The organism is Streptomyces sp. NPDC018263 (genome assembly GCF_055562575.1).
The window spans coordinates 199130-220917 of sequence record NZ_JBVHFA010000003.1 but is presented as its reverse complement, the minus strand read 5'-3'; the positions used below and the strand labels follow the sequence as shown (position 1 = coordinate 220917).

The window sequence follows — 21788 nt, the reverse complement described above, 5'->3', positions numbered from 1 at the left end:
GCGCAGCAGCCGCGCGCTACAAGCAGGGGTGGGTATGAGCGAGGCATTCGGCGGCGCGGGACCGTTCGCGTCGGGCACCGGTGCCACGGCGGTCGGCCCGTACAGCATGGCCGTCTCGGGTAACTACACCTCCCGCGTGGAGTTGCCGTCCGACGCGCTGCGCCCGGCGTCGCAGGTGTCGGCTGGGGAGGTGATGAGCAATATCCCCCGGCACCGGACCAGCTTCGTCGGACGCAGGGATGAACTCGAGCGACTGGACGATGTATTGAGCGCGCCGGGGGCGGTGCCGGTGCAGGCCCTTCATGGGCTGGGTGGTGTCGGCAAGAGCACGCTCGCTGCGCAATGGGCCGAGACCCGCGACCACGGCTGTCAGCCAGTGCGCTGGTTCACCGCCGACAGCCCCGCCGGTGTCGCCCAGCGGGCCGGGTTTCCGCTTGGCAAGACGTGCATTTCGCGCACGATCTCGCGACTCTGCTCTGGGTGAGGACGGGCTGCTCGTCCGCCGTTCCGGCCTGGGCGTGAGGGAGCCGGAGCGCGACAGAGATCCGGAATTCTGGAGGGCGCAGGACCCTGGTCGGCTGGTCAACACGGACTCGAAACTCTGCCGGTCACCCCGCAGACCCGCGTCGACCGGAAGGCCGGCTCGCCACGACACCTGTGACGAGCCAAGCCGGCGCACCTACCGGCGCAGCTCCGTGTAAGCGTCCTCGCTGCTGTCCTGGAGGAACTGCCAGCAGCGGTCGGCCTCTTCCTTTTCGTTGATGGCGTCGGCCGCGCGGGCGAGGGCGGCGAGGCAGCGGAGGAAGCCTCGGTTGGGGCGGTGGGACCAGGGGATGGGGCCGTGGCCCTTCCAGCCGGCGCGGCGCAGGGCGTCGAGGCCGCGGTGGTAGCCGGTGCGGGCGTAGGCGTAGGACTCGACCACGCGGCCGGCCTCGAAGGCGTCGTCCGCGAGCATCGCCCAGGCGAGGGAGAACGTGGGGTACTTCGCCACGACCTCCGCCGGGGCCTGCGAGTCCTCGCCCAGCAGGCGGTACGCCTCTTCGTTCTCGGGCAGGTGCGTCGGGTCCGGGCCGCCGAGCAGGTTCTTGTGCGTAGTCATGGGTGAAGTCTGCCACTAGGGGTCGGGGCCCGGAGGGGGTCGGGGAGGCGTTCGTAGACCGTCACTCGCCGGCCCCGTACGGTCTCGTCCGCGACCGGGGTGAAGTACCTGCGGAGGGCGGCCCTCTTGGCCTTGTCGCGGCGGGCCGAGTCGCGCTTCGCCACACCTGGCGCGTCTGTGACCAGCAGGATTCGGGTGCAGCGCGGGATCGCGGCCGTGATGGCGGCCGGCTGCGCCTCTACGCCCTTGAGGGTGCCCGAGGCCACCGGCGACTCCGTCAGGGCTATGTCCCGCAGGTCCCTGAAGGCGTCGGGGGAGACCAGGGCCGTGTCGCGGCGGGCGGACGGGATGAAGAGGACCGCGTCTCCGGGGTGCTTCAGGTGGTGGACGCGGTCGGCGGCGGACAGTACGTCGTCCACGCGGCTCTCGGGGGAGCGTCTGGCCAGGGAGTAGGGGAGGAGGGCGCCCAGGGCCGACAGGAGTGCCAGGGGGAGGATCAGGCGTGCGGTCCTCGGGAAGCGGGGGGTCGTCGCGTCGATCGCCCGGCCCAGTGCCGTGCCGATCAGGAGGGTCAGGCCGAGCTGGCCGAAGAGGATGTAGCGGTCCAGGAAAAGGGGCTTGATCAGGGAGATCCCTGTCAGGGCGAGGAGGGGGACCGCCAGTAGGGGCAGGCCGATCGAGGCGACGGAGGGCCTGCCGGGGTGAGGGCGGTCCAGAAGGGCCCCCAGGGTGCCGATCGCCAGCAGAATCGCGGGGCCGATCAGCATGTGCCAGGTCAGGGGCGGTATCCAGGAGATCTGCTCGGACTGGCCCCGGCTGAAGAGGATCAGCGGAGCCGTCCCCGCGAGGGCGCCCGCCGCGGCGAGGGCCCAGCGGGCCCACGTACCCCGCGCGGCCCGCGTCCAGCACAGCGTCACCGCGTGCGCGACCAGCACCAGCAGGGCGAGCCAGTTCAGCAGCCCGCACAGCAGGACCGTCACGCCGTACGCCGCCCACCAGCAGGACGCGGGGCGCTCCAGCAGCACCGTCAGGAGCAGCGTCGAGACGGCCGCGCCCGCCATGACCAGCGCGTACGGCCGGCCCTCCTGGAGGTGGAACTGCACAGCCGGGAGCAGCCCGAGGGCCAGGCCCGCGCCCAGCCCGGCGCGGTTCCCGGCCAGCCGTTGTCCGATGACCGTCACGCAGCCCGCCGCGACGGCGACGGCCAGGACGGAGGGCAGGCGGAGGGTGGTGGTGCCTGGGCCGAAGCAGGTGAAAAGGCCGTGCATCAGCAGGTAGTACAGCCCGTGCACGGCGTCGACCTGCCCGAGGAGGTGCCAGATGTCGCCCGCCGGACGCCGGGCCACCTGCCAGGTCGCCGCCTCGTCACGCCACACGCTGTGGTCCCGCGACAGCCCCCACAGCCCGAGCCCCACGGTCCACCCCACCGGCACCACCCACAGGGCCCTGCCCCTAGGGGGCCGTACGGGAGCCCCCGCAGCCCGCGCCCGCACCTCCACCGAGGTCACGACCCCGCCCCCGAAAACGCGCACAGCACAGCCCGCACCCCTCCCCCGATACGCGCGAGCCCGCGATCCCCCGTGCCCCCATGACACCCACGGCCACTCCCGCCCCACTTGTGACCCTAGGTGATCTCATCCAGGAAGAGAACGGTCGCTTACGGTCAGCGGCCCGACGGCCCGACGGCCCGACGGCCCGACGGCCCAGCGGCCCAGCGGTCCCGCTACGGCCCACACAGCCCGGCCCCCGCCCGGGCCGGCGCAGCCGCCGCTTGCCGTATCCCATGGGATTGCGGAGGATTCCCCGTGGGGACCGGGGCCCCCGTGCCGGATTCGGCAGGGGCGGACCGCTACCCGGAGTTCAACAGGAGACAGCGATGTCCCATCAGGCTCACCCCCCTTCCCAGGCCGCCGAAGAGGCCGCTGAGCCCGAGACCCCGCATCTCGATTTCGCCGGTACGACGCCGTACGAGGACTACGTCCGGGCCGACGTGCTCACCCACCTCCAGCACACCCTCTCCGACGACCCCGGAGAGATGGTCTTCCTGGTCACGACCCAGGTGATGGAGCTGTGGTTCACGGTGATCACGCACGAGTGGGAGACCGCCGCGAAGGCGCTCCGCTCGGACGACGTGCCCACCGCGATCGCCGCGCTGAAGCGTTCCGTACGGGAGCTGGACGCCCTGAACGCGTCCTGGCGCCCGCTGGCCCAGCTCACCCCGGCCCAGTTCAACTCGTACCGCTCGGCCCTGGGGGAGGGGTCGGGGTTCCAGTCGGCGATGTACCGCCGCATGGAGTTCCTGCTCGGCGACAAGTCCGCGTCGATGCTCGTCCCGCACCGGGGCACCCCCCGTACGTACGCCGAGCTGGAGAAGGCGCTGTGCGAGCCGAGCCTGTACGACGAGGCGGTACGCCTGCTCGCCCGGCGCGGCCACGCGATCCCGGAAGAGGTGCTGAACCGCGACGTGTCCCAGCGGTACGAGCCCGTCGAGGCGGTCGAGGCCGCATGGACGGCCGTGTACTCCGGTGACCCCGACACCGACCTCGCCCGTCTCGGGGAAGCCCTGACGAACGTGGCCGAGCTGGTCTGGCGATGGCGCAACGACCACCTGGTGGCGACCCGCCGCGCGATGGGCTCCAAGGCCGGCACCGGCGGCTCCGCCGGAGTGGCCTGGCTGGAGAAGCGGGCCCGCAAGAACGTGTTCCCCGAGCTGTGGACGGCGAGGTCCCATGTCTGACCGTACGGAACTGGCGCTGCGCGCCAAGGAGTTGGACGCGGCCGACGCGCTCGCCGGACTGCGTGACCGGTTCGTCCTCGACGACGGCGTGTACCTGGACGGCAACTCCCTCGGCGCGCTCCCCGCGCACGTACCCGAGCGGATGCGGGACGTACTGGCCCGCCAGTGGGGCGAGTTGCGTATCCGCTCCTGGGACGAGTCGGGCTGGTGGACCGCGCCGGAGCGGATCGGGGACCGGATCGCCCCGCTGATCGGCGCCGGACCGGGGCAGGTCGTGGTGGGCGACTCCACAAGCGTCAACGTCTACAAGGCACTTGTGGCCGCCGTACGGATGGCGGGCGAGGGCCGGAACGAGATCCTGGTCGACGCCACGACCTTCCCCACGGACGGCTATATCGCCAACTCGGCCGCCCGCATGACGGGTTGCGAGCTACGCGCCCTGAACCCCGCCGAGATTCCCGCCGCCCTCGGCCCCCGCACGGCCGCGGTCCTGCTCAACCACGTCGACTACCGCACCGGCCGCCTGCACGACCTGCCCGCGCTGACGGCGGCCGTCCACGACGCCGGCGCCCTGGTCGTCTGGGACCTCTGCCACAGCGCGGGCGCGCTGCCGGTCGGGCTGGACGCGCACGGGGTGGACCTGGCGGTCGGCTGCACCTACAAGTACCTGAACGGCGGCCCCGGTTCGCCCGCGTACCTGTATGTCCGCGCCGATCTCCAGGACCGTTTCGACTCCCCGCTGCCGGGCTGGAACTCGCACGCCGAACCCTTCGGGATGAACCCCGACTACACCCCGGTGCCGGGCGCGCGGCGCGGGCGGGTCGGCACGCCGGACATCCTCTCCATGCTGGCGCTGGAAGCGGCCCTGGAGGTGTGGGACGGGGTCTCGGTGGACGCCGTACGGGCCAAGTCGCTGACCCTGACCGACTTCTTCCTGGACTGCGTGACCGCGTACACCGAGCCCGGCCGGGTGGAGTGCGTGACGCCGTTGCGGCACGAGGAGCGGGGCAGCCAGGTCGCGCTGCGCTGCGCGGACGCCGGTGACGTGATGAAGCGGCTGATCGACCGGGGCGTGGTGGGCGACTTCCGCCACCCGGACGTGCTGCGCTTCGGCTTCACCCCGCTGTACGTCGGGTTCGCGGACGCGGAGCGGGCGGCGCGGGTGCTCGGCGAGGTGCTGGCGTAGGCGTACGGGTGAGGCGCCGGGGGGCTGTGCGGAGGGACGAACTCCGCGCAGCCCCCCTTTTGCCTCACCCTGGGTGACATCCCCGTGTCCGCGCACGTCACGGGCCTGATACCGTCCCGGCCAACGGCCGAATCCCCACCGTGGCCCGGTCCCCCAAACCCCTTACACAGCCGGAAGGTTGGAGCATGCCGGAGGACGCAAGCGCAGCCCGTGCCGCCGCCGAGGAGGAGTCGGCGTTCTCCCATCCGCCCGTCGACCCCGACGCGAGCGCCCCCTACGGGGACCACCCCGACCAGGTGATCGACTTCTACGCCCCGCGCACCGGGGCGGCGTCCGCGCCGCTGGTCGTCGTCCTGCACGGCGGGGCGTGGCGGGCGCGGTACGACCGGCGGCACATCACCCCGTTCGCGGACTTCCTCGCGCGGCGCGGCTTCGCCGTGGCGAACGTGGAGTACCGGCGCGGCGGGCCCGGCATCCCGGCGCAGAACACGGGCGGCGAGACCGCGCCCGTCCCCCCGGCGGGCCGCTGGCCGGAGACCTTCGACGACGTCGCCGCCGCGCTGGACGCGCTGCCCGAACTGGCCCGCGAGGCGCTGCCCAGTGCGGACGTCCGGCGCGTCGTCCTCACCGGGCACTCGGCGGGCGGGCACCTCGCGCTGTGGGCGGCCGCGCGGCACGTCCTCCCGGCGGACTCGCCCTGGCGTACGGACCGGCCGGCGCCGTTGCGCGGGGTCGTCGCGCTGGCGCCGATCGCGGATCTGGGGCTGGCGGAGAAGCTGGAGGTCTGCGAGGGGGCCGCGCTGCAACTCCTGGGCGGGGAGCACTCGTTCGCGGAGCGCGCGCCGCACGCGGACCCCGCGCTGCTCCTCCCGACCGGTATCGCCACGACCTTGGTGCAGGGCCGTACCGACCGGGATGTCCCCTACGAGGTGGCGGAGTCCTTCGCGGACGCGGCGGCCAGGGCCGGGGAGGTCGTGGGGGTCACGCTGCTGGAGGACGTGGGGCACTTCCCGCTGATCGACCCGGCGGCGGACGCGGCGGCGGTGGTGGCGGAGGAGATCGCCCAACTGGCTTTCTGAGGTCACGCCTTGACCGGGTCGTCGCCGGCCCGCTTGATCAGGCGGTCGCCGACGGCCAGGGACTTCCAGAGCTGTCGGCCGATCCGTACCTTCGTGGACTCGCCGTTCTCCAGGCGGAGTTCGACGAAGTGGTACATGTTCGCGCCGTCGAGCATGCCGCGCGACTTGTCGGTGACGACGCCTTCCCAGGCGTCGTCCTGTCCGGGTTTGCGGGATTTGAACATGGGACGAGTCTAGGAAGGCGGGGTCCCCCAGGGGCAGTGCCGAGGGGCACGTCCTGGGGATGACACATGTCATCTACCCCGGTGGGGCCCGCACGGACTAGCGTCCCCCCATGGGCACCACCTTCGACCCCTGGTCACCCGAGTTCCTCGCCGACCCCTACCCGGCCTACGCGGAGCTGCGGGCGCGCGGGCGGGTGATCCGGTACGAGCCGACGGACCAGTGGCTGGTGCCGCACCACGCCGACGTCTCGGCGCTGCTGCGGGACCGGAGGCTGGGGCGGACGTACCAACACCGGTTCACGCACGAGGAGTTCGGGCGTACGGCGCCGCCGCCGGAGCACGAGCCGTTCCACACCCTCAACGACCACGGCATGCTCGACCTGGAGCCGCCGGACCACACCCGCATCCGGCGCCTGGTGTCGAAGGCGTTCACCCCGCGCACGGTGGAGCGGCTGCGGGAGTACGTGCACGGGCTGGCGGACTCCCTGGTGGCCGGCCTGGTCGCGGCGGGCGGCGGTGATCTGCTGGCCGACGTGGCGGAACCCCTCCCGGTCGCGGTGATCGCGGAACTCCTGGGCATCCCGGAGGGGGACCGGGCGCCGCTGCGGCCCTGGTCGGCGGACATCTGCGGGATGTACGAGCTGAACCCGTCCCCGGAGGTGGCCGCGCGGGCGGTACGGGCGTCGGTGGAGTTCTCGGAGTACCTACGGGGTCTGATCGCGGCGCGCCGCTCGTCCCCCGGGGAGGACCTGATCTCGGCCCTGATCGCGGCCCACGACGAGGACGACCGGCTCACCGAGCAGGAGATGATCTCCACGGCGGTGCTGCTGCTGAACGCGGGCCACGAGGCGACGGTGAACGCGACGACGAACGGCTGGCTGGCGCTGTTCGAGCACCCGAATCAACTGGCTCTGTTGCGCGCGGACTTGAGCCTGATCCCCACGGCGGTGGAGGAGCTGCTCCGCTACGACACGCCCCTCCAGCTCTTCGAGCGCTGGGTCCTGGACGACATCGAGCTGGCCGGGACGGTGATCCCTCGCGGCGCCGAACTCGCCCTCCTCTTCGGCTCGGCCAACCACGACGAGGCGGCCTTCGACGCCCCGACGAAGGTGGACCTGTCCCGTAGGGACAACCCCCACATCTCCTTCAGCGCGGGCACCCACTACTGCATCGGCGCCCCGCTGGCCCGGCTGGAACTGAGCGCCTCCATGAGGTCCCTCCTCACCCAGACCCCCACCCTGACCCTCACCACAGACCCACCCCGAAAACCGGGATTCGTGATGCGGGGGCTGGAGGAACTAAAGGTGACCGTCGCCTGAGGACCGGGTGCCTCGGACGATCAGTGTGCCGAGTCCCCCTGGCTCCAAGCCGGGCACGACCTCGGCGCGGACGTCGAGGAATCCGTGGCGCTTGAGGAGGTCGGCCCACTGGGGGGCAGTGAACTGCCAACGGTGAACGACCAGTTCGCCGGACCGTCCTTCCAGCCACCGTCCGCCCATCTCCTGCGCGCCGTACTGCCCCACGATGGGCTCACGGTGGGAGAAGGCGAACACCCCGCCGGGGGCGAGGCGTTGTGAGACGAGAGGGAAGAGCACATCGGGATCGGTGAACCAGACCGCGCCCCAGGTCGAGTAAATGGCGTCCCACTGACGGGAGTCGGCCGCGAGGAACGCGCAGACCTCGGCGTGCACGAACTCCAGCCCCGGCAGGTCGGACCAGAACCGCCGGGCGCGGGCCACCTGGGTGGCCGAGAAGTCCACCCCGGTCACCCGCGTCCCCCGCCGCGCGAGGAAGGCCGCGTTCTCCCCCTCGGCCGGCCCCAGGTCGAGTGCACTCCCCGGCTCCCCGAGCACCTCGGCACCGGGCCCCTGCCCCGGCACCCCGGTCCACTCGAACCGCTCGGCCCCCGGCCGCGGTTCCTCCCCCTCACCCCGGTACGGCCGGTACTTGCCCCAGTACTCGGCCGGGGTCATGGGGGCGGCGCTGCTCATGTGGGCCCTCCGGGGCGGGTGCGTTTTCGGAGCCGCCAAGCTACCCGGCTGCCTTACGCGCCGAGCCCGGAAGGCCGAAAACTGTCACATATGCGCGCGAAAAGGCCCGAGGCCGTCCGGTGACGGTCTCGGGCCTGAGGGACTCTACCGGCTCAGTGACAGTCCGAACCGGGCCTGCACGGGCCGCACTTCCCGTAATCGGCCTCCCACAGGGACCAGTCCACGGGGAAGCCGTTGGCGGCGATGATGTGCGCGGTGCGTTCGACGGAGCCGTCGTGCTTGAAAGCGATCTCCGGGATGTGTTCGAGAAAGCCGCCGTTGAAGTGGCGGGCGCAGAACTCGCGGTAGTTGCGGGTGTCCAGGATGAACGTGTGCACGGCGATGTCCACGATCCGGCCGCAGCACATCTCCAGACCCTGGCCCCACTTCTCCATGGCGGTGATGAGGTAGGAGACGGCGGCGGCGAACAGGCGTTCCGCCATCACCTTGTCGAACGGGTGGTCGCGCATGAGGAGCGTGACCTCGCGGTCCCACACCTCCGGCGTCACGTAGTCCCGAGGATCGCGGGTGGGCTCGTTGCCGTGCTGGGGTTCGCGGGTGATCCACGCTGTTGCCATGGTGCCCTCCGAATCTGCGGGATGCCGCTGCCGAATGCCGGGAGGCGCGATGTTCGTTGAGGTAACCGTGACGCTACGGAGCGTTTATGCACAGAGGGCGTCCGGTGTCATGGGGCGTTAGTCCCCGGGAATTGGTCGGGGCTCGGGATTTGTGGGGTGCGGGGCGGTGCGGGAGTTTGCTGAAGTACGGGTATCGAGTTCTGGGGATTCCGGGGCTTTGCTTACCGGTGAGGAGGAACGGCTTTATCGGGTCAGAGGTTGTTGAAGGGCGCGGGGTAGGTGAAGGCGCCCCGTAGGGCGGGGTCGTATGTGGTCAGGGTGCGGATCTGGAAGTAGTCGCCCCAGCCGGGGTCGGGCGGGGTGATGCCGTACTGCGTGCTCGGCCGGAAGCCGAAGCGGCTGTAGTACGCGGGGTTGCCGAGCAGGGCGACGAGAGGTTCGTCGGTCGCGTCCGCCGCGCCCAGTACGGCGTGGACGAGGGCCTGGCCGACGCCACGGCGTTGGTGGTTCGGGTGCACGCTGAGCGGGCCGAGTGCGAGTGCCGGGTGGGCTTCGACGTGGCCCCGCGTGCAGACGACGTGCCCGACGATCTCCCCTCGTTCGCCGAGGGCGACCAGCGAATGTTCCGGGAGCCAGGCCCCGCTGGTCCGCAACTCGTCGAGGAGGCCGACCTCCACGGGGACCGGCGTCTCCGGGCCGGCGAACGCGGCGGCGGTGAGCGCGCGCACCGCGGGCTCGTCTGCGGGGGCTTCTCGTCGGATCAGCATCGGCACAGTCTTGGCGAGGGGGTCGCGGCTCGGCAAAGGGGTTTGCCCGCCCGGATCGCCGCCGCGGGGTTCACCCCTACGGGGAAGGCGTCAGGTTGACGTTGATGTTTCCCCCGCCCGTGCGGATGGTCACGTGGTGGGGGGAGGAGGGGTCGGTGGGGACCGATACGGTGTTGCGGCCGCCGCTGGTGGTGGCGTCCACGGCGTAGGGGGTCCGGGGGAGGGTCACCTCGACGTTTCCGCCGCCGGTTTCGGCGTCCAGGGTGGTCGGGGGTTTCTTCAGGGACGCCTCGATGTTTCCGCCGTCCGTGCGGGCGGAGAGGGTCCTGGGGGCCGCGTCGGTCACGCGTACGTTGCCGCCGGCCGTCCGGGCCTTCATCGCGCCGTTGACCTCGCGGACGGTGATGTTGCCGCCCTCGGTGTCCAGGGTCAGGGTGGCGCCGGGGGGTACGGAGACGGTGTAGTCCACCCCGCAGTCGTCGCAGCGGGGAGCGGTGAGAGTGAGCGTGCCGCTGCTCACCGAGTGCTCGGTACGGGGCTTGTCGTGGGCGTACCGGATCTTCTCCGTGACGTGGGCGCCGGTGCCGTCACCCGGGACGACGTCGATGTTGCCGCCCTTGGTCGTCACGCTCAGCGCGGTCACCTCCGCGTCGATCCCGTACTGGGCCGTCGCCGACTTGTTCTGTACGGCACAGCCGCTCAGCGCGAGCCCCGCGATGGCCGTCCCGGCCACCAGCAGCTTGGTCTTCATGCGTCCCCCTGGATTCCGCCGCCCCCTCACAGGTAGCAGGCCGCGCCCCTCCCCGAGCGGGAACGGCTTGATCCCACCACCCAAAATGACGGAAACCGGGTCAGCCGAGCCAGTCCTCCGTGGCCCGGCACCGCCCCAGCCCCACAGCACCGAACTCGTCCCCGCCGCCACCCGCGACCACTCCAAGTCGCCTCAACGCACGCGAGATCGGGCTGCCCTCGGCCGGAAGGGCGTCGTCCTCCCCCGCGTAGAGCGGACCGAGCACCACGGTCCCGCCCTCCCACACCGTGGCCCACTGCTCCCCGACCCCGCCGAAGTACTCCGCCTCCACCCGAGCCACGGCCCCCGCGGCCGACCACGCGATCAGCTCCGCCTCGGACACCACCCCGTGCACGTCGGGCAGCAACCCCATCCCCTGCCCGAGCGAGACGACCCGCGCCCCCGAAACCCGCCTCAACAGCTCCGCTTCCGCCACGACCCCGGCCAACCAGTAGGCCACCCCACCACCCTGCCCATAACCACTCGCACGAGTGAAGCCCCACCCTGGCGAGACCGTCACCCGTACGGTACGGGGCCGAGGAAGCCCTGCCCCCTCGGAGCATCACCCCCGCGTGGCCTCAGCCCGCCAAGTCCCGGCGGCGTAGGCCCGCGGCGCCTGCGGCTGTCAGCGACGCCGCCAGCGCGACCAGCACCCCCACCGGCCCCCACCCCATCTCCGCCCCCGGCAGCTTGGGGAGGTGGGCGTAGGGGGAGAGGTTCAGTAGCCAGTGCGGGGCGTTCAGGGCTGGGCCGATCCAGCCGAGCAGCAGTACCGCGCCTGCCGCCGCCCAGCCCGCCGCAGCGGCCCTGGGGGCGAACCCGTAGAGCAGCACCGTCAGTGCGCCGACCGTCCACGCCCCCGGTATCTGGAGCAGGCACGCCCCCATCAGCGCGCCCGGACGCTGCCCGTACCCCGCCCAGAGGCCCAGGCCCGCCAGCAGCATCAGGACGGCCACGCCGCCGAAGGCGATCAGCAGGTGGCCCCCGGCCCAGCGGAGGCGGCCCACCGCGCAGGCCAGCAAGGGTTCCGCTCGGCCCGAGGACTCCTCCGAGGCGAGGCGGAGCACCGCCCCCACCACGTACAGCGCCGCCACCAGGCCCAGCATGCCGATCATCGCGGAGAGGAAGGTGTCCGTGACCCCGGCCCGGCCCCCCATGCGTTCCAGGACCGCCCGCGCGCCGGAGTTCCCCGCCACCAGGTCCGCCGCGCCGGAGGTCAGGCCGCCGTAGACCACGCCCGCCAGGAAGAAGCCGATGCTCCAGCCCAGCAACGCGCTCCGCTGGAGGCGCCAGGCCAGGGCGCCCGCGCTGCTCAGGCGGCCCGACGCGGGGCCGGGGCGGGTGGGGAGGAAGCTCATGCCCAGGTCCCGGCGGCCGGCCAGGCCGTAGGCCACCGCGCCCTGAAGAACAGAGGCAGCGGCCAACAGCCCCAGCACCCACCACCGTTCCCCCGCGAACGGCCGTACCTTCTCCAGCCACCCCAGCGGGGACGTCCAAGTCAGCCAGGAGGAGCCCGAGTCGCCCGCCGCACGGAGCACGAACGCCGCCCCCAGCAACCCTGACGTCAACCCCCGCGCCAGCCGCGCGCTCTGCGTGAGCTGAGCCGCCACCGCCGCGGCGGAGGCGAAGACCAGCCCGACCAAGCCCACACCCAGCCCCAGGGCAACCGCGCCCGACAGGCCGAGGGACGCCAGGCCGGCGATCAGCAGGGCCGCCAGCACCCCGTTCGCCGCCACGGACGCCAGCAGTGCGGAACTCAGCGGTGCCCGCCGCCCCACCGCGCCGGAGGCGATGACCTCCAGCCGCCCGCTCTCCTCCTCGTCCCGCGTGTGCCGGATGACGATCAGGAGGCTCATCACGGCGGCGAGCAGACCGGCGTAGACCCCGACCCGCCAGGCGGTCAGGGCCCCCAGGGAATCGTCCAGCAGGGGCCCTGTCAGGGCCCGCAGGGAGGCGTTGCCGGCCATCTGCCCCCGCAGCGCGGCCCGTTCCGCCTCCGTGGCGTACAGCCCCCTGAGGGTCCCCGGCATCGACAGCACCATCAGGGCGTTGACAGCGACCCACACCGGGATCAGCACCCGGTCCCGCCGCAGCGCGAAGCGGAACAGCACGCCGGTGCCCACGAGCGCACTCATCAGACGGCCACCTCGACAGCACCTTCGTAGTGCCGCAGGAACAGCTCCTCCAGCGTCGGCGGGGTGCACGTCAGCGACCGCACCCCCGCCGCGCTCAACACCCGCAGTACGGCGTCGAGTTCGGCGGTGTCCACCTGAAGCCGCACGTGCGACCCCCGCACCTCCAGGTCGTGCACCCCGGTAAAGCCCGCGAGATCCACCGGCGAGGACACCTCCGCCCGCACACTCGTCCGCGTCAGATGCCGCAGCTCCGCCAGCGACCCGCTCTCCACCGTGCGCCCCTTCCGCACGATGCTGACCCGGTCGCACAGGGACTCCACCTCGCTGAGGATGTGCGAGGAGAGCAGGACAGTACGGCCCCGGTCCCGTTCCTCCCGGACGCACGCCTGGAAGACCTCCTCCATCAACGGGTCGAGCCCGGAGGTCGGTTCGTCCAGGATCAGCAGGTCCACCTCGGAGGCGAAGGCGGCGACCAGGGCGACCTTCTGCCGGTTGCCCTTGGAGTAGGTGTGGCCCTTCTTCGTGGGGTCCAGCTCGAAGCGGGCGATCAGTTCGCCGCGGCGCCCGGCGTCCAGCCCGCCGCGCAGGCGCCCGTAGAGGTCGATGACCTCGCCGCCGGAGAGGCCGCGCCACAGCGTCACGTCGCCGGGGACGTACGCGACGCGGCGGTGGATCTCGACCGCGTCGGCCCACGGGTCGCGGCCGAGGAGCTGGGCCGCGCCGGAGTCGGCGCGCAGCAGGCCGAGAAGGACGCGGATGGTGGTGGACTTGCCGGCGCCGTTGGGGCCGAGGAAGCCGTGTACCTCGCCGGTCTCGACAGCGAGGTCGAGCCCGTCGAGGGCGTGGGTACGGCCGAAGGACTTGTGCAGCCCCGAGACCGTGATGGCCTTCGTCATGATGGCGAACGTACGCTTGCTTCAGAAATTTGTGAAGTTAAGGAAGCGTATGAATCCGAGTTAGGGTGAGGGCATGACGGAGGCGGGCGTGGAGAGTGGCGACGGGCGCGATCCGGAGTCGGTGTCGCGGTTCGTGGAGCGGTTCGCGGCGCAGTTGGTGGAGGCGGGGGTGCCGCGTATGCCCGCGCGGGTGTTCGCGGCGCTGCTGTCCTCCGACACGGGGACGCTCACCTCGGCGGAGCTGGGTGAACTCCTCAAAATCAGCCCCGCGGCCGTCTCCGGTGCCGTGCGCTACCTCTCCCAGGTGCACCTCGTCTCCCGCGAGCGTGAACCCGGTTCACGGCGTGAGCGCTACCGCGTGCACAGCGACCAGTGGTACGAGGCCCTGACCAGCCGCGAGGCCATCATCAAGCGCTGGGAGGACGCCCTCCGCGAGGGCATCACCAGCCTCGGCCCCGAAACCCCGGCCGGCCGCCGCCTCGCCGACACCCTCGAGTTCTTCGAGTTCATCGAGGAAGACGTGGCCGGAATCATGGAACGCTGGCGCGCCCACCGCGACCGGCGAGCCGACCGCGACCGGCGCCCGGAGTCCACCCCCGGCACCCCTTGACCTCAAGTCCGCTTGAGTTCCTACGGTCGGTCCCGTCGAAGCAGCACGAGCGGACACGGAGACCGGCCATGGAGTACTCGCACCCCGACCCCGAACTGATCAAGCAGCCCATCGGCTACTGGAGCTGGGCCGCCTACGACGCCGTGGTCGGCCGCACCCGCGCCGCGCTGGCCGGGATCGGCACCACCCAGCCGCAGTGGTGGGTCCTCGCCCAGCTCGCGCACGCGGAGCACCCGAAGACCCGCGCCGAGGTGTCCGACCTGCTGCGGAACTACCTCGCCACCGGCGCCGGGACGATGGACGAGGAGATCGACCGCACGGTGGCCCTGGGCTGGGTGACCGAGGACGCCGAGGGCCGGCTCGGCCTCACCGCCGAGGGCGGAGCCTTCTTCCGCAAGGCGGCCGCGCTCCAGGACGAGCTGTGGGCGGAGCGGCACGCGGGCATCTCGGACGAGGAGTACCTGACCACCCTCAAGGTGCTCCAGCGCTTCATCCACAACACCGGCGGCCACGCCTGGCACCACTGACCGCCCCCGTCACCCCGGTACCACCAACCCCCAAGCCCCCTCCGCCACCCGCCAGGTGCGCCTCCGTACCGGGCCGGAGGTCTCCGCGTCGGCGCGGTAGTGGAAGTCCTCGCCCGTGACGGTGACCGTGCGGCCGCAGGAGCGGAGGGGGGAGGACTCGGCGCCCAGGGACACAGGGCGGATCTCGACCTCCGCGACCCCCCGCCTGCCCGGTGTCACCGAGACCGACTCCACCGGGCGGTCGAGGTCGATGACCGTGACGCCGTCGATCTCGACCCGGAGCCGGGCGGGCCTGGCGGCGAGCGTGCGGACCAGGGTGCGCAGCCACGGCCGGGCGCCCACGCCGACCGGCTCGGCGGGGACGGCCGCGGGCGGTATGCCCAGCGAGCCGAGGACGACGCCGTCGCTGTCGTCCACCAGCAGATCCAGTTGCCGGGAGACGCCCTCCAGGACGGCCCGCGCGGAGGCGACCGGCCCACCGGGCACCCCCAGCGACCGCGCCAGCCCCGCGGCCCCCACCGGCACCACGGACAGCGCACATCCGGCCAGCTCCCGATGCCGGTGCAGCAACCCCACCGCTCGAACAAGTGCTCGATCGTCCCCGATGACCACCGGTCGCCGCGACCCCCGTCGGCCCAGTGCGCGGGCGAATTCCTCCGGGCCGTCCGGCAGGCACACCTTCGCCGTCGCACCCGCGCTGAGCACGTCTTTCGCTATCCGCACGGACTCCCCGTCCGTGTGCCGGGCCATCGGATCGATGATCACAAGGAGCTGATCGGACGTCGCGGAAGTCGCCACCTCGGTCCTGCCTCGCTTCCTCGGGTAGCATCTTTGTGCAAGAGCCCCTTGCGCTATTGCGCCAGGGGCTTCGTCTATTCCGGGGCATCCGGTCCGACGGTCGTGCGGCCAAAGACGGTCGCGGGTGAGCGGCGTACGCCCACACCCCGACCATGGACATGCCCCGCCCGGAAGGGGTGTACGCGCGTGCCCGCACTTGTGCTGCTCGGTGCTCAGTGGGGTGACGAAGGCAAGGGGAAGGCGACCGACCTGCTCGGTGGCTCGGTGGACTATGTAGTGCGCTATCAGGGCGGCAACAACGCCGGCCACACGGTCGTCGTGGGCGACCAGAAGTACGCGCTCCACCTCCTCCCTTCCGGAATCCTCTCCCCAAGCTGTACGCCGGTCATCGGCAACGGTGTCGTCGTCGACCCCTCGGTCCTGCTCTCCGAGCTGAGCGGTCTGAACGAGCGCGGCGTCGACACGTCGAAGCTCCTGATCAGTGGTAACGCGCACATCATCACGCCGTACCACGTCAGCATGGACAAGGTGGCGGAGCGCTTCCTCGGCAAGCGCAAGATCGGCACCACCGGCCGGGGCATCGGCCCGACCTACGCGGACAAGATCAACCGCGTCGGCATCCGGGTCCAGGACCTCTACGACGAGTCGATCCTCACCCAGAAGGTCGAGGCGGCGCTCGACGTCAAGAACCAGATGCTCACCAAGCTCTACAACCGTCGCGCCATCGCCGCCGACCAGGTCGTGGAGGAGCTGCTGGGCTACGCGGAGCAGCTCAAGCCGTACGTCGCCGACACCGTCCTGGTGCTCAACCAGGCGCTGGAGGACGACAAGGTCGTGCTGTTCGAGGGCGGTCAGGGCACCCTGCTCGACATCGACCACGGCACGTACCCCTTCGTCACCTCCTCCAACCCGACCGCCGGCGGTGCCTGCACCGGCGCGGGCGTGGGTCCGACGAAGATCAGCCGGGTCATCGGCATCCTCAAGGCGTACACCACGCGTGTCGGCGCCGGTCCGTTCCCGACCGAGCTGTTCGACGAGGACGGCGAGGCGCTGCGCCGCATCGGTGGCGAGCGCGGTGTCACCACCGGCCGCGACCGCCGCTGCGGCTGGTTCGACGCGGTGATCGCCCGCTACGCCACCCGCGTCAACGGCCTCACCGACTTCTTCCTCACCAAGCTCGACGTGCTCACCGGCTGGGAGGAGATCCCGGTCTGCGTCGCCTACGAGATCGACGGCAAGCGGGTCGAGGAACTCCCCTACTCCCAGACCGACTTCCACCACGCGAAGCCGATCTACGAGACGCTGCCCGGCTGGTCCGAGGACATCACCAAGGCGAAGTCCTTCTCCGACCTGCCGAAGAACGCGCAGAACTACGTGAAGGCGCTGGAGGAGATGTCCGGCGCGCCGATCTCCGCGATCGGTGTCGGCCCCGGCCGTGACGAGACGATCGAGATCAACTCGTTCCTCTAGGTCACGCCGTCTGTACGTGGGTACGCCCGCCGGTCCGCCCTATGGGCGCGCTCGGCGGGCGTTCCGCGTTCCGGCGCGGTGGAATCTCTCCATGAGCAGCGACCGGGATATGTGCGGGGGGCCCTACGGCGAGGTGTCCGAGTGCGGGGACCCCGTGGTGTTCGAGGTACGGCGGCACAACCGGTCGCCCTTGCCGGTGTGCCCGCTCCATCTCGGCCCGTCCCTGTTGATGGGGTCGGGCGTGCTGTGGCCGCCGGAGATCAGCCTCGTCGCGCGTCCGTGAGGAACGTGGTCCAAGCGGTGGGGGTTACGGCGAGGAGGGGGCCGTCGGCCTGCTTGGAGTCACGGACGTGGATGGTGGCGGGGCAGGGAGAAACTTCGACGCACTGGCCGCCGCTGGCGTTGCTGTACGAGGACTTGTGCCAGGTGTAGGCGGTTTCGATGCAGTTGCCGCCGCCGCCATCGCTGTAGCTCGACTTGAACCATCGCAGGTTGCTAGTCATGTTCGCTGTTCTCCCGCCAACTTCCGGATGAGGCTCACAGAGTCGTCCGGACTCAAAGCCTGTGTCCGGATCTTTGCATACCTGTGTGCGAGGCGTGCCACCTTGGCAGGATCACTGACCAGCACGCTCTCGTCCTGACCTTCGAGGTACACGACGTGGTGGTGCTCTGCGGTTTCCACCAGCACCATGTTGCCGCGCTCACCCGCGTGGGCGCCCCGTGCTCCTCGCTCCAAGGACACAACCTGCACGCTCACATTGTCGCGCTCTGAGTCCTCGGCGAGCGACTCCAGTTGTCCACGCAGGATGTCCCAACTCCCAAACGGCCGCCGCAGCGCGGATTCGTCAAGAATCAGCTCGATCATGGCAGTTGGCTCCGCGCGGTCGAACAGGGCCCGCCGAGCAAGGCGTGCGTCCACCAGTTGCTCCACCTGCTCATCGGGCAGCTTGGGGTAGCTGCCCCCGATCAGCGCTCGTGCGTAGTCGGCCGTCTGGAACAGGCCAGCGACGACGTAGGTCTCGTAGGAGGACAGCGTGACCGCCTCCGCCTCCATCAGCGCGAAGTCCTGGAACTGGGCCGGGTACTTGTCCATCAGGATGAACTTGCGGGCCAGCTCGAAGATGCCCATGCCATCCCCGAGCACCCGCTCCAGTTCCATCAGCATCTTGTCGCTGGCGGGCTGCGCGCACGTCTCCATCGCGCTGATCGCGGACGCGGTGTAGCCGATGAGGGCGCCCAACTCCTCCTGTGTCAGCCCCAACTGCTCTCGTCGTGCCTTCGCGAAGGCGGCGATCATGTGTGCCGTCCCGCTCGCAGCCAGCTTGTTCGCCGCTCGCGCCATTGCGATCACCCCTGGACTCAACCGAACTCAACCGGTCTTCAACGATTGCCCCCGACTCCCGACCGTTCCGATGGGTCGACGGAGAGTCATGGAAACCGTAGCGTCGCCTGCCGAAACTGATTGCATGAATACGCAAAGTCACGCGGGCATCCAGTGGGTTCCCGCCATGGGCATCCAACTGCGCAGGGCAGGAGTGCAGTTCGACGCGGTACGGCTGGACGGCGACCGGGGGCGCGACATCGCGGACCGGATGGCGCGGATGACCGGGGGTGATCCGGGGCCGGTGGTGGAGTCGGGGAGCGGGCGGAGGTGTGTGTACTTCCTGGTCGCGCCGGGGAGTACCGCGCATCACGCCTGGCCCGCGGAGGTCACCCGGCTCACCAGCGGCCCGTACCGGGTGAGCTACATCCCGGTTCCGGCGCTGGACGGCCAGACCTGGCCGCTGGGCTGGCGGTTTCCCCCGACCGCGCCGGACCGGTTCGTGCACACGCTGCTGCTGCGGGCGGCGCTGCTGGACGGAAGCCAGGGGGCGCCGCAGCCGCACCAGCTCAACTGAAGACGATCATCGAGCCCTGGGCGAGGGAGCGGGTCGCGGCGGCGTGCAGGCCGAGCCAGACGTGCCGCTCGCGGGCGAAGGGGCTCGGGTCGTAGGGCGCCGGGACGGCGGGCTCCTCCAGTTCGGTGGGGGCCGAGGGGGGCGCCGGGGCGGCGGGCGGGTTCGCCGGGTCGATGCCGATGGCCGGGGCGACCTGCTCCAGCTCGCGCAGCAGGGCGTGGGACGAGCCCAGGGGGCCGCCACCGGCGAGGAGTTCGTCGTTGGAGAGGGGCTGCGCGAAGTCGAGGGGGACGTACGCGCCGGCGTGGTCGTAGTGCCAGACCAGGTGGGACTGCTGGGCGGTTGACTCGAACATTTCGAGCAACTGCTCGTAATCGCCGCCCAGTTCCCCCACAGGGGTGACGGGCAGGCCGCAGAGCTGGAGCAGGTGCGCGCGGCGCAGGAAGTGCAGCGCGTCGTAGTCGAACCCGGCGACGGGGGCGACCTCGCCGTTGAGCCCCGGCATGTACTGGTAGACCGGGACCGGGGGGAGCCCGGCGGCGCCCAACGCGTTGTTGTAGACGGCGAGTTCCTCGGCGAACGGGTTGTCCGGCGTGTGGCACAGCACGTCCACGAGCGGCACCAGCCACAGGTCACAGGCCAAGAAGAACTCCTCGCATCGGCCGGTGCGGGGGGTCTCCTCGCACACGGGTGGACCAGGCAGCGTAGTCCGTACGGCGGGGCATAGGAAAGTCCTATGGGCTCTGCTGTTATTCGGTCTTTGATTGCCCCTGTTTTCCGGGCCTACGGTGAAGGGACTCGAAGAGACATCTTCGTGGATTGCCGATTCGTGAACTGCCGAGGAGAGGAACGCTGAAATGGCGACCGGGAATGTCAAGGGAAAGCGGGCGCTGGTCACCGGGGGCTCGCGGGGCATCGGGGCGGCGATCGTGCGGCGGCTGCTGGACGAGGGGGCGGAGGTGCTCACCACCGCGCGCTCGGCGTCGGGGACGGTGCCGGAGGGGGCGTCCTTCGTCGCGGCCGACGTGCGGAGCCGGGAGGGTGCGGAGGAGCTGGCGGCGGCCGCCGTGGACGTGCTCGGCGGGGTGGACATCCTGGTCCACAACGCGGGCGGGGCGAGCCCGTACGAGTCCGCGCTCGGCATCCCGGACGAGGTGTGGCTGGAGACGCTGAACCTGAACCTGCTGGCCTCGGTGCGGCTGGACGCGCTGCTGGCGCCGGGTATGCGGGAGCGGGGGTCGGGGGCGATCGTGCACATTTCCTCGGCCGCGGTGCCGGTCGCGTTCCCGCCGTTCCTGCACTACACGGTGGCCAAGGCCGGTCTGGAGAACTACAGCAGGGGGCTGGCGGCCGAGCTGGCGCCGGCCGGGGTGCGGGTCAACACGGTCACTCCGGGGCGGGTCACCACGCCGGGCGGGGAGGCGACGCGGGAGCAGTGGGCGCGGCTGGACCCGACGCAGAGCGGGGGCGAGTCGCTCGTACCGCTGGGGCGGGACGGGGTGCCCGATGACATCGCTCGGGCGGTGTTGTTCCTGGTGTCGGATCAGGCGAGCTGGGTGACGGGGAGCAATTTCGTGATCGACGGTGGGGAATTCCGGCGGGGCTGAATTCAGGAGCCGGACCAATTCTCCTGGCGGAGGAATTCCAGCAGGGCCGTCTCGGCCGGGCCGGCCGGGTTCCGGACCACGGCGATGACGGGCTGGGCCACGGCGGGGGACACCGGGCGCGCGAGGTGTTCGTGGCTTTCCGGGACAGCGGAGGCGGGGACGAGGGTGGCGCCGAGTCCCTGGGCGGCCCAGCGGACGGCGGTCGCGGTCTGGGAGACGCGGGCGACGGTGCCGGGCTCCGGGTCGGTCTCCCGCAGCGCCTCCACGAGGACGCCGTCGAGCGCGCTGTCCCGGTCGAAGCGGACCCAGGGCTCGCCTTTGAGGTCGAGCAATTCGATGCGGGGGTAGGCGAGTTGAGGGCTGTTGGCGGGCAGCACCACGACAAACTCCTCCTCCCCGAGGCGGTGGGCGTCGGCGGGGGTCCGGTCGCACTTCGCCATCAGGGCGAGGTCCAGCACGCCCCGTCGGCACAGCCGGTCCAGCTCGGCGGAACTGGGCTCCTCGGAGAGGCTGACCTCCAGCCGGGGATAACGGCTGCGCAGCGCCCCGAGCGCCTCGGGAAGCTGCCGCGTCCCGAACCCCATCTGCACGGCGACGGTCAGCTCCCCCACCAGCTCGGCACCCCCGGCCCGCGCGGTCGCCGCGGCCCGCCGCGCGGCACTGACGGCAACCTGCGCCTCCCGCAGAAACGCCCGCCCGACGACGGTGGGCGTGAGCCCGGTGGGGGTCCGCGCGAACAACTCCACCCCAAGCTCCCGCTCCAGCCCCCTGATCTGCTGCGAAACCGACGGCTGAGCCACCCGCAACCGCTCCGCCGCCGCCGTGACAGACCCTTCCTCGGCCACAGCCAGGGCGTATTCGAACTGCCGCAGACTCATCAGGTCTGTTCCCTCCGTGCGATCGGCCCTCTCAGGGCAACTCGGTCGAGGCGGCGGGGATTCCCCGCCGTCCGGGAGGGTGTGAATTCGGTGGTGCTGCTGCCGGCCCGCGCGGCCACCGGCTGCGCCGGAACCGGTGAGACCGTGCGGGCGGCGGCTGCGCCCGCGGGCCCCCGTACGGGCCTTCTGCGACGAGGCCGAGGTAAAGCAGGAAAGCCTTGCCCATTCGAGAAAGGAATGGGCAAGGCTCTCGCTGTTCATCAAGGGGTGAAGCGGAAGCGCCTACACCGGGGCGTTTCCGGACTGCTCCTTGTTCTTGTTGCGTCGATGATGGCGCACGACGAAGAAGAGCGACGCGGCCAACGCCACGATCCATACCGTGATCTCAAGGTCGCCGAATTGCGAACCGAGCGCCAGGAGAATCAGGATGAAAAGAGTGACGATTGCGATAATCGACCCGATGAGCGACTTCACTTGTT

Annotated in this window: 27 protein-coding genes; 11 read left to right on the top strand and 16 right to left on the bottom strand. The window is 71.2% G+C overall.

Features of this window, described 5'->3' with window-relative positions:
• Positions 1-34: 34 nt before the first annotated feature.
• Positions 35-484: a hypothetical protein gene (locus ACZ3HQ_RS10150; protein WP_467509246.1), complete on the top strand. Its 450-nt coding sequence runs from the start codon at positions 35-37 to the stop codon at positions 482-484.
• Positions 485-679: 195 nt separating this feature from the next.
• Here ACZ3HQ_RS10150 and ACZ3HQ_RS10145 read toward each other — a convergent pair whose 3' ends face one another.
• Positions 680-1099, bottom strand: coding sequence for a DUF3151 domain-containing protein (locus tag ACZ3HQ_RS10145; protein WP_467509245.1), 420 nt, complete (start codon positions 1097-1099; stop codon positions 680-682).
• Positions 1096-2526 carry a glycosyltransferase family 39 protein gene (locus tag ACZ3HQ_RS10140; protein ID WP_467509244.1) on the bottom strand — a complete coding sequence of 477 codons (1431 nt, stop codon included), beginning with the start codon at positions 2524-2526 and terminating at the stop codon, positions 1096-1098. Before ACZ3HQ_RS10140 ends, ACZ3HQ_RS10145 begins: the two co-directional genes overlap by 4 nt.
• Before the next feature lie 449 nt (positions 2527-2975).
• Between ACZ3HQ_RS10140 and ACZ3HQ_RS10135 the strand changes: the two genes are divergently transcribed.
• The 3 genes from ACZ3HQ_RS10135 to ACZ3HQ_RS10125 all read left to right on the top strand — a co-directional run bounded on the left by ACZ3HQ_RS10135 (position 2976) and on the right by ACZ3HQ_RS10125 (position 6101).
• Positions 2976-3836: a tryptophan 2,3-dioxygenase family protein gene (locus ACZ3HQ_RS10135; protein ID WP_467509243.1), complete on the top strand. Its 861-nt coding sequence runs from the start codon at positions 2976-2978 to the stop codon at positions 3834-3836.
• Positions 3829-5022 carry a kynureninase gene (gene kynU, locus ACZ3HQ_RS10130; protein WP_467509242.1) on the top strand — a complete coding sequence of 398 codons (1194 nt, stop codon included), beginning with the start codon at positions 3829-3831 and terminating at the stop codon, positions 5020-5022. The genes ACZ3HQ_RS10135 and kynU overlap by 8 nt, the downstream gene beginning before the upstream one ends.
• Positions 5023-5207: 185 nt before the next feature.
• On the top strand, positions 5208-6101 hold the full coding sequence (locus tag ACZ3HQ_RS10125) for an alpha/beta hydrolase (RefSeq protein ID WP_467509241.1): 894 nt from the start codon (positions 5208-5210) through the stop codon (positions 6099-6101).
• A gap of 2 nt (positions 6102-6103) precedes the next feature.
• Here ACZ3HQ_RS10125 and ACZ3HQ_RS10120 read toward each other — a convergent pair whose 3' ends face one another.
• Positions 6104-6325 carry a DUF7489 domain-containing protein gene (locus ACZ3HQ_RS10120; RefSeq protein ID WP_467509240.1) on the bottom strand — a complete coding sequence of 74 codons (222 nt, stop codon included), beginning with the start codon at positions 6323-6325 and terminating at the stop codon, positions 6104-6106.
• Between the two features lie 110 nt (positions 6326-6435).
• Between ACZ3HQ_RS10120 and ACZ3HQ_RS10115 the strand changes: the two genes are divergently transcribed.
• The gene (locus tag ACZ3HQ_RS10115) at positions 6436-7644 is read left to right on the top strand and encodes a cytochrome P450 (protein WP_467509239.1); all 1209 of its coding nucleotides are present in this window, start codon (positions 6436-6438) and stop codon (positions 7642-7644) included.
• Here ACZ3HQ_RS10115 and ACZ3HQ_RS10110 read toward each other — a convergent pair.
• From ACZ3HQ_RS10110 to ACZ3HQ_RS10080, 7 genes are all read right to left on the bottom strand, one after another.
• Complete coding sequence (locus tag ACZ3HQ_RS10110; protein WP_467509238.1) at positions 7624-8316, bottom strand: class I SAM-dependent methyltransferase; 693 nt, start codon at positions 8314-8316, stop codon at positions 7624-7626. The two genes, ACZ3HQ_RS10115 and ACZ3HQ_RS10110, sit on opposite strands and share 21 nt — an antisense overlap.
• Before the next feature lie 152 nt (positions 8317-8468).
• Entirely contained in the window at positions 8469-8933 is a 465-nt protein-coding gene (locus ACZ3HQ_RS10105; RefSeq protein ID WP_467509237.1) for a glycine-rich domain-containing protein, read from the bottom strand.
• 251 nt (positions 8934-9184) lie between these two features.
• The gene (locus ACZ3HQ_RS10100; protein ID WP_467509236.1) at positions 9185-9700 is read right to left on the bottom strand and encodes a GNAT family N-acetyltransferase; all 516 of its coding nucleotides are present in this window, start codon (positions 9698-9700) and stop codon (positions 9185-9187) included.
• Positions 9701-9776: 76 nt separating this feature from the next.
• Entirely contained in the window at positions 9777-10451 is a 675-nt protein-coding gene (locus ACZ3HQ_RS10095; protein ID WP_467509235.1) for a DUF4097 family beta strand repeat-containing protein, read from the bottom strand.
• Positions 10452-10551: 100 nt separating this feature from the next.
• The gene (locus ACZ3HQ_RS10090; RefSeq protein WP_467509234.1) at positions 10552-10950 is read right to left on the bottom strand and encodes a hypothetical protein; all 399 of its coding nucleotides are present in this window, start codon (positions 10948-10950) and stop codon (positions 10552-10554) included.
• Positions 10951-11068: 118 nt separating this feature from the next.
• On the bottom strand, positions 11069-12625 hold the full coding sequence (locus ACZ3HQ_RS10085) for an ABC transporter permease (RefSeq protein ID WP_467509233.1): 1557 nt from the start codon (positions 12623-12625) through the stop codon (positions 11069-11071).
• Positions 12625-13521 (bottom strand): ABC transporter ATP-binding protein, encoded by an 897-nt coding sequence (locus ACZ3HQ_RS10080; RefSeq protein WP_467509232.1) that lies wholly within the window; start codon positions 13519-13521, stop codon positions 12625-12627. Before ACZ3HQ_RS10080 ends, ACZ3HQ_RS10085 begins: the two co-directional genes overlap by 1 nt.
• Positions 13522-13594: 73 nt before the next feature.
• Between ACZ3HQ_RS10080 and ACZ3HQ_RS10075 the strand changes: the two genes are divergently transcribed.
• Positions 13595-14131 carry a GbsR/MarR family transcriptional regulator gene (locus tag ACZ3HQ_RS10075; protein WP_467509231.1) on the top strand — a complete coding sequence of 179 codons (537 nt, stop codon included), beginning with the start codon at positions 13595-13597 and terminating at the stop codon, positions 14129-14131.
• A gap of 68 nt (positions 14132-14199) precedes the next feature.
• Positions 14200-14658, top strand: a complete 459-nt coding sequence (locus ACZ3HQ_RS10070; protein WP_467509230.1) for a MarR family winged helix-turn-helix transcriptional regulator — start codon at positions 14200-14202, stop codon at positions 14656-14658.
• A 9-nt stretch (positions 14659-14667) separates the two neighbouring features.
• Here ACZ3HQ_RS10070 and ACZ3HQ_RS10065 read toward each other — a convergent pair whose 3' ends face one another.
• On the bottom strand, positions 14668-15456 hold the full coding sequence (locus ACZ3HQ_RS10065) for a diacylglycerol kinase family protein (protein WP_467509229.1): 789 nt from the start codon (positions 15454-15456) through the stop codon (positions 14668-14670).
• Positions 15457-15642: 186 nt separating this feature from the next.
• Here ACZ3HQ_RS10065 and ACZ3HQ_RS10060 point away from each other — a divergent pair, with 186 nt between their 5' ends.
• Positions 15643-16926 (top strand): adenylosuccinate synthase, encoded by a 1284-nt coding sequence (locus tag ACZ3HQ_RS10060; protein ID WP_399569710.1) that lies wholly within the window; start codon positions 15643-15645, stop codon positions 16924-16926.
• A gap of 91 nt (positions 16927-17017) precedes the next feature.
• Complete coding sequence (locus ACZ3HQ_RS10055) at positions 17018-17209, top strand: hypothetical protein (protein WP_467509228.1); 192 nt, start codon at positions 17018-17020, stop codon at positions 17207-17209.
• On the opposite strand, the gene ACZ3HQ_RS10050 is transcribed toward ACZ3HQ_RS10055, so the two are convergent.
• Together ACZ3HQ_RS10050 and ACZ3HQ_RS10045 are read right to left on the bottom strand one after the other, a co-directional pair.
• A complete protein-coding gene (locus tag ACZ3HQ_RS10050) occupies positions 17187-17429 on the bottom strand; it encodes a DUF397 domain-containing protein (protein WP_467509227.1) in 243 nt (80 codons plus the stop codon). The two genes, ACZ3HQ_RS10055 and ACZ3HQ_RS10050, sit on opposite strands and share 23 nt — an antisense overlap.
• On the bottom strand, positions 17426-18268 hold the full coding sequence (locus tag ACZ3HQ_RS10045; RefSeq protein ID WP_467510003.1) for a helix-turn-helix domain-containing protein: 843 nt from the start codon (positions 18266-18268) through the stop codon (positions 17426-17428). The genes ACZ3HQ_RS10050 and ACZ3HQ_RS10045 overlap by 4 nt, the downstream gene beginning before the upstream one ends.
• A 124-nt stretch (positions 18269-18392) precedes the next feature.
• Here ACZ3HQ_RS10045 and ACZ3HQ_RS10040 point away from each other — a divergent pair, with 124 nt between their 5' ends.
• The gene (locus ACZ3HQ_RS10040) at positions 18393-18824 is read left to right on the top strand and encodes a hypothetical protein (protein WP_467509226.1); all 432 of its coding nucleotides are present in this window, start codon (positions 18393-18395) and stop codon (positions 18822-18824) included.
• Here the strand turns inward: ACZ3HQ_RS10040 and ACZ3HQ_RS10035 are convergent.
• Entirely contained in the window at positions 18817-19467 is a 651-nt protein-coding gene (locus tag ACZ3HQ_RS10035; RefSeq protein WP_467509225.1) for a hypothetical protein, read from the bottom strand. The genes ACZ3HQ_RS10040 and ACZ3HQ_RS10035 overlap by 8 nt on opposite strands.
• A gap of 214 nt (positions 19468-19681) precedes the next feature.
• Between ACZ3HQ_RS10035 and ACZ3HQ_RS10030 the strand changes: the two genes are divergently transcribed.
• Positions 19682-20431: an oxidoreductase gene (locus tag ACZ3HQ_RS10030; RefSeq protein ID WP_467509224.1), complete on the top strand. Its 750-nt coding sequence runs from the start codon at positions 19682-19684 to the stop codon at positions 20429-20431.
• A 2-nt stretch (positions 20432-20433) separates the two neighbouring features.
• Here ACZ3HQ_RS10030 and ACZ3HQ_RS10025 read toward each other — a convergent pair whose 3' ends face one another.
• Both ACZ3HQ_RS10025 and ACZ3HQ_RS10020 read right to left on the bottom strand, forming a co-directional pair.
• Positions 20434-21309, bottom strand: coding sequence for a LysR family transcriptional regulator (locus ACZ3HQ_RS10025; RefSeq protein ID WP_467509223.1), 876 nt, complete (start codon positions 21307-21309; stop codon positions 20434-20436).
• Between the two features lie 282 nt (positions 21310-21591).
• Positions 21592-21783, bottom strand: a complete 192-nt coding sequence (locus ACZ3HQ_RS10020; protein ID WP_393605664.1) for a hypothetical protein — start codon at positions 21781-21783, stop codon at positions 21592-21594.
• Positions 21784-21788: the final 5 nt, after the last annotated feature.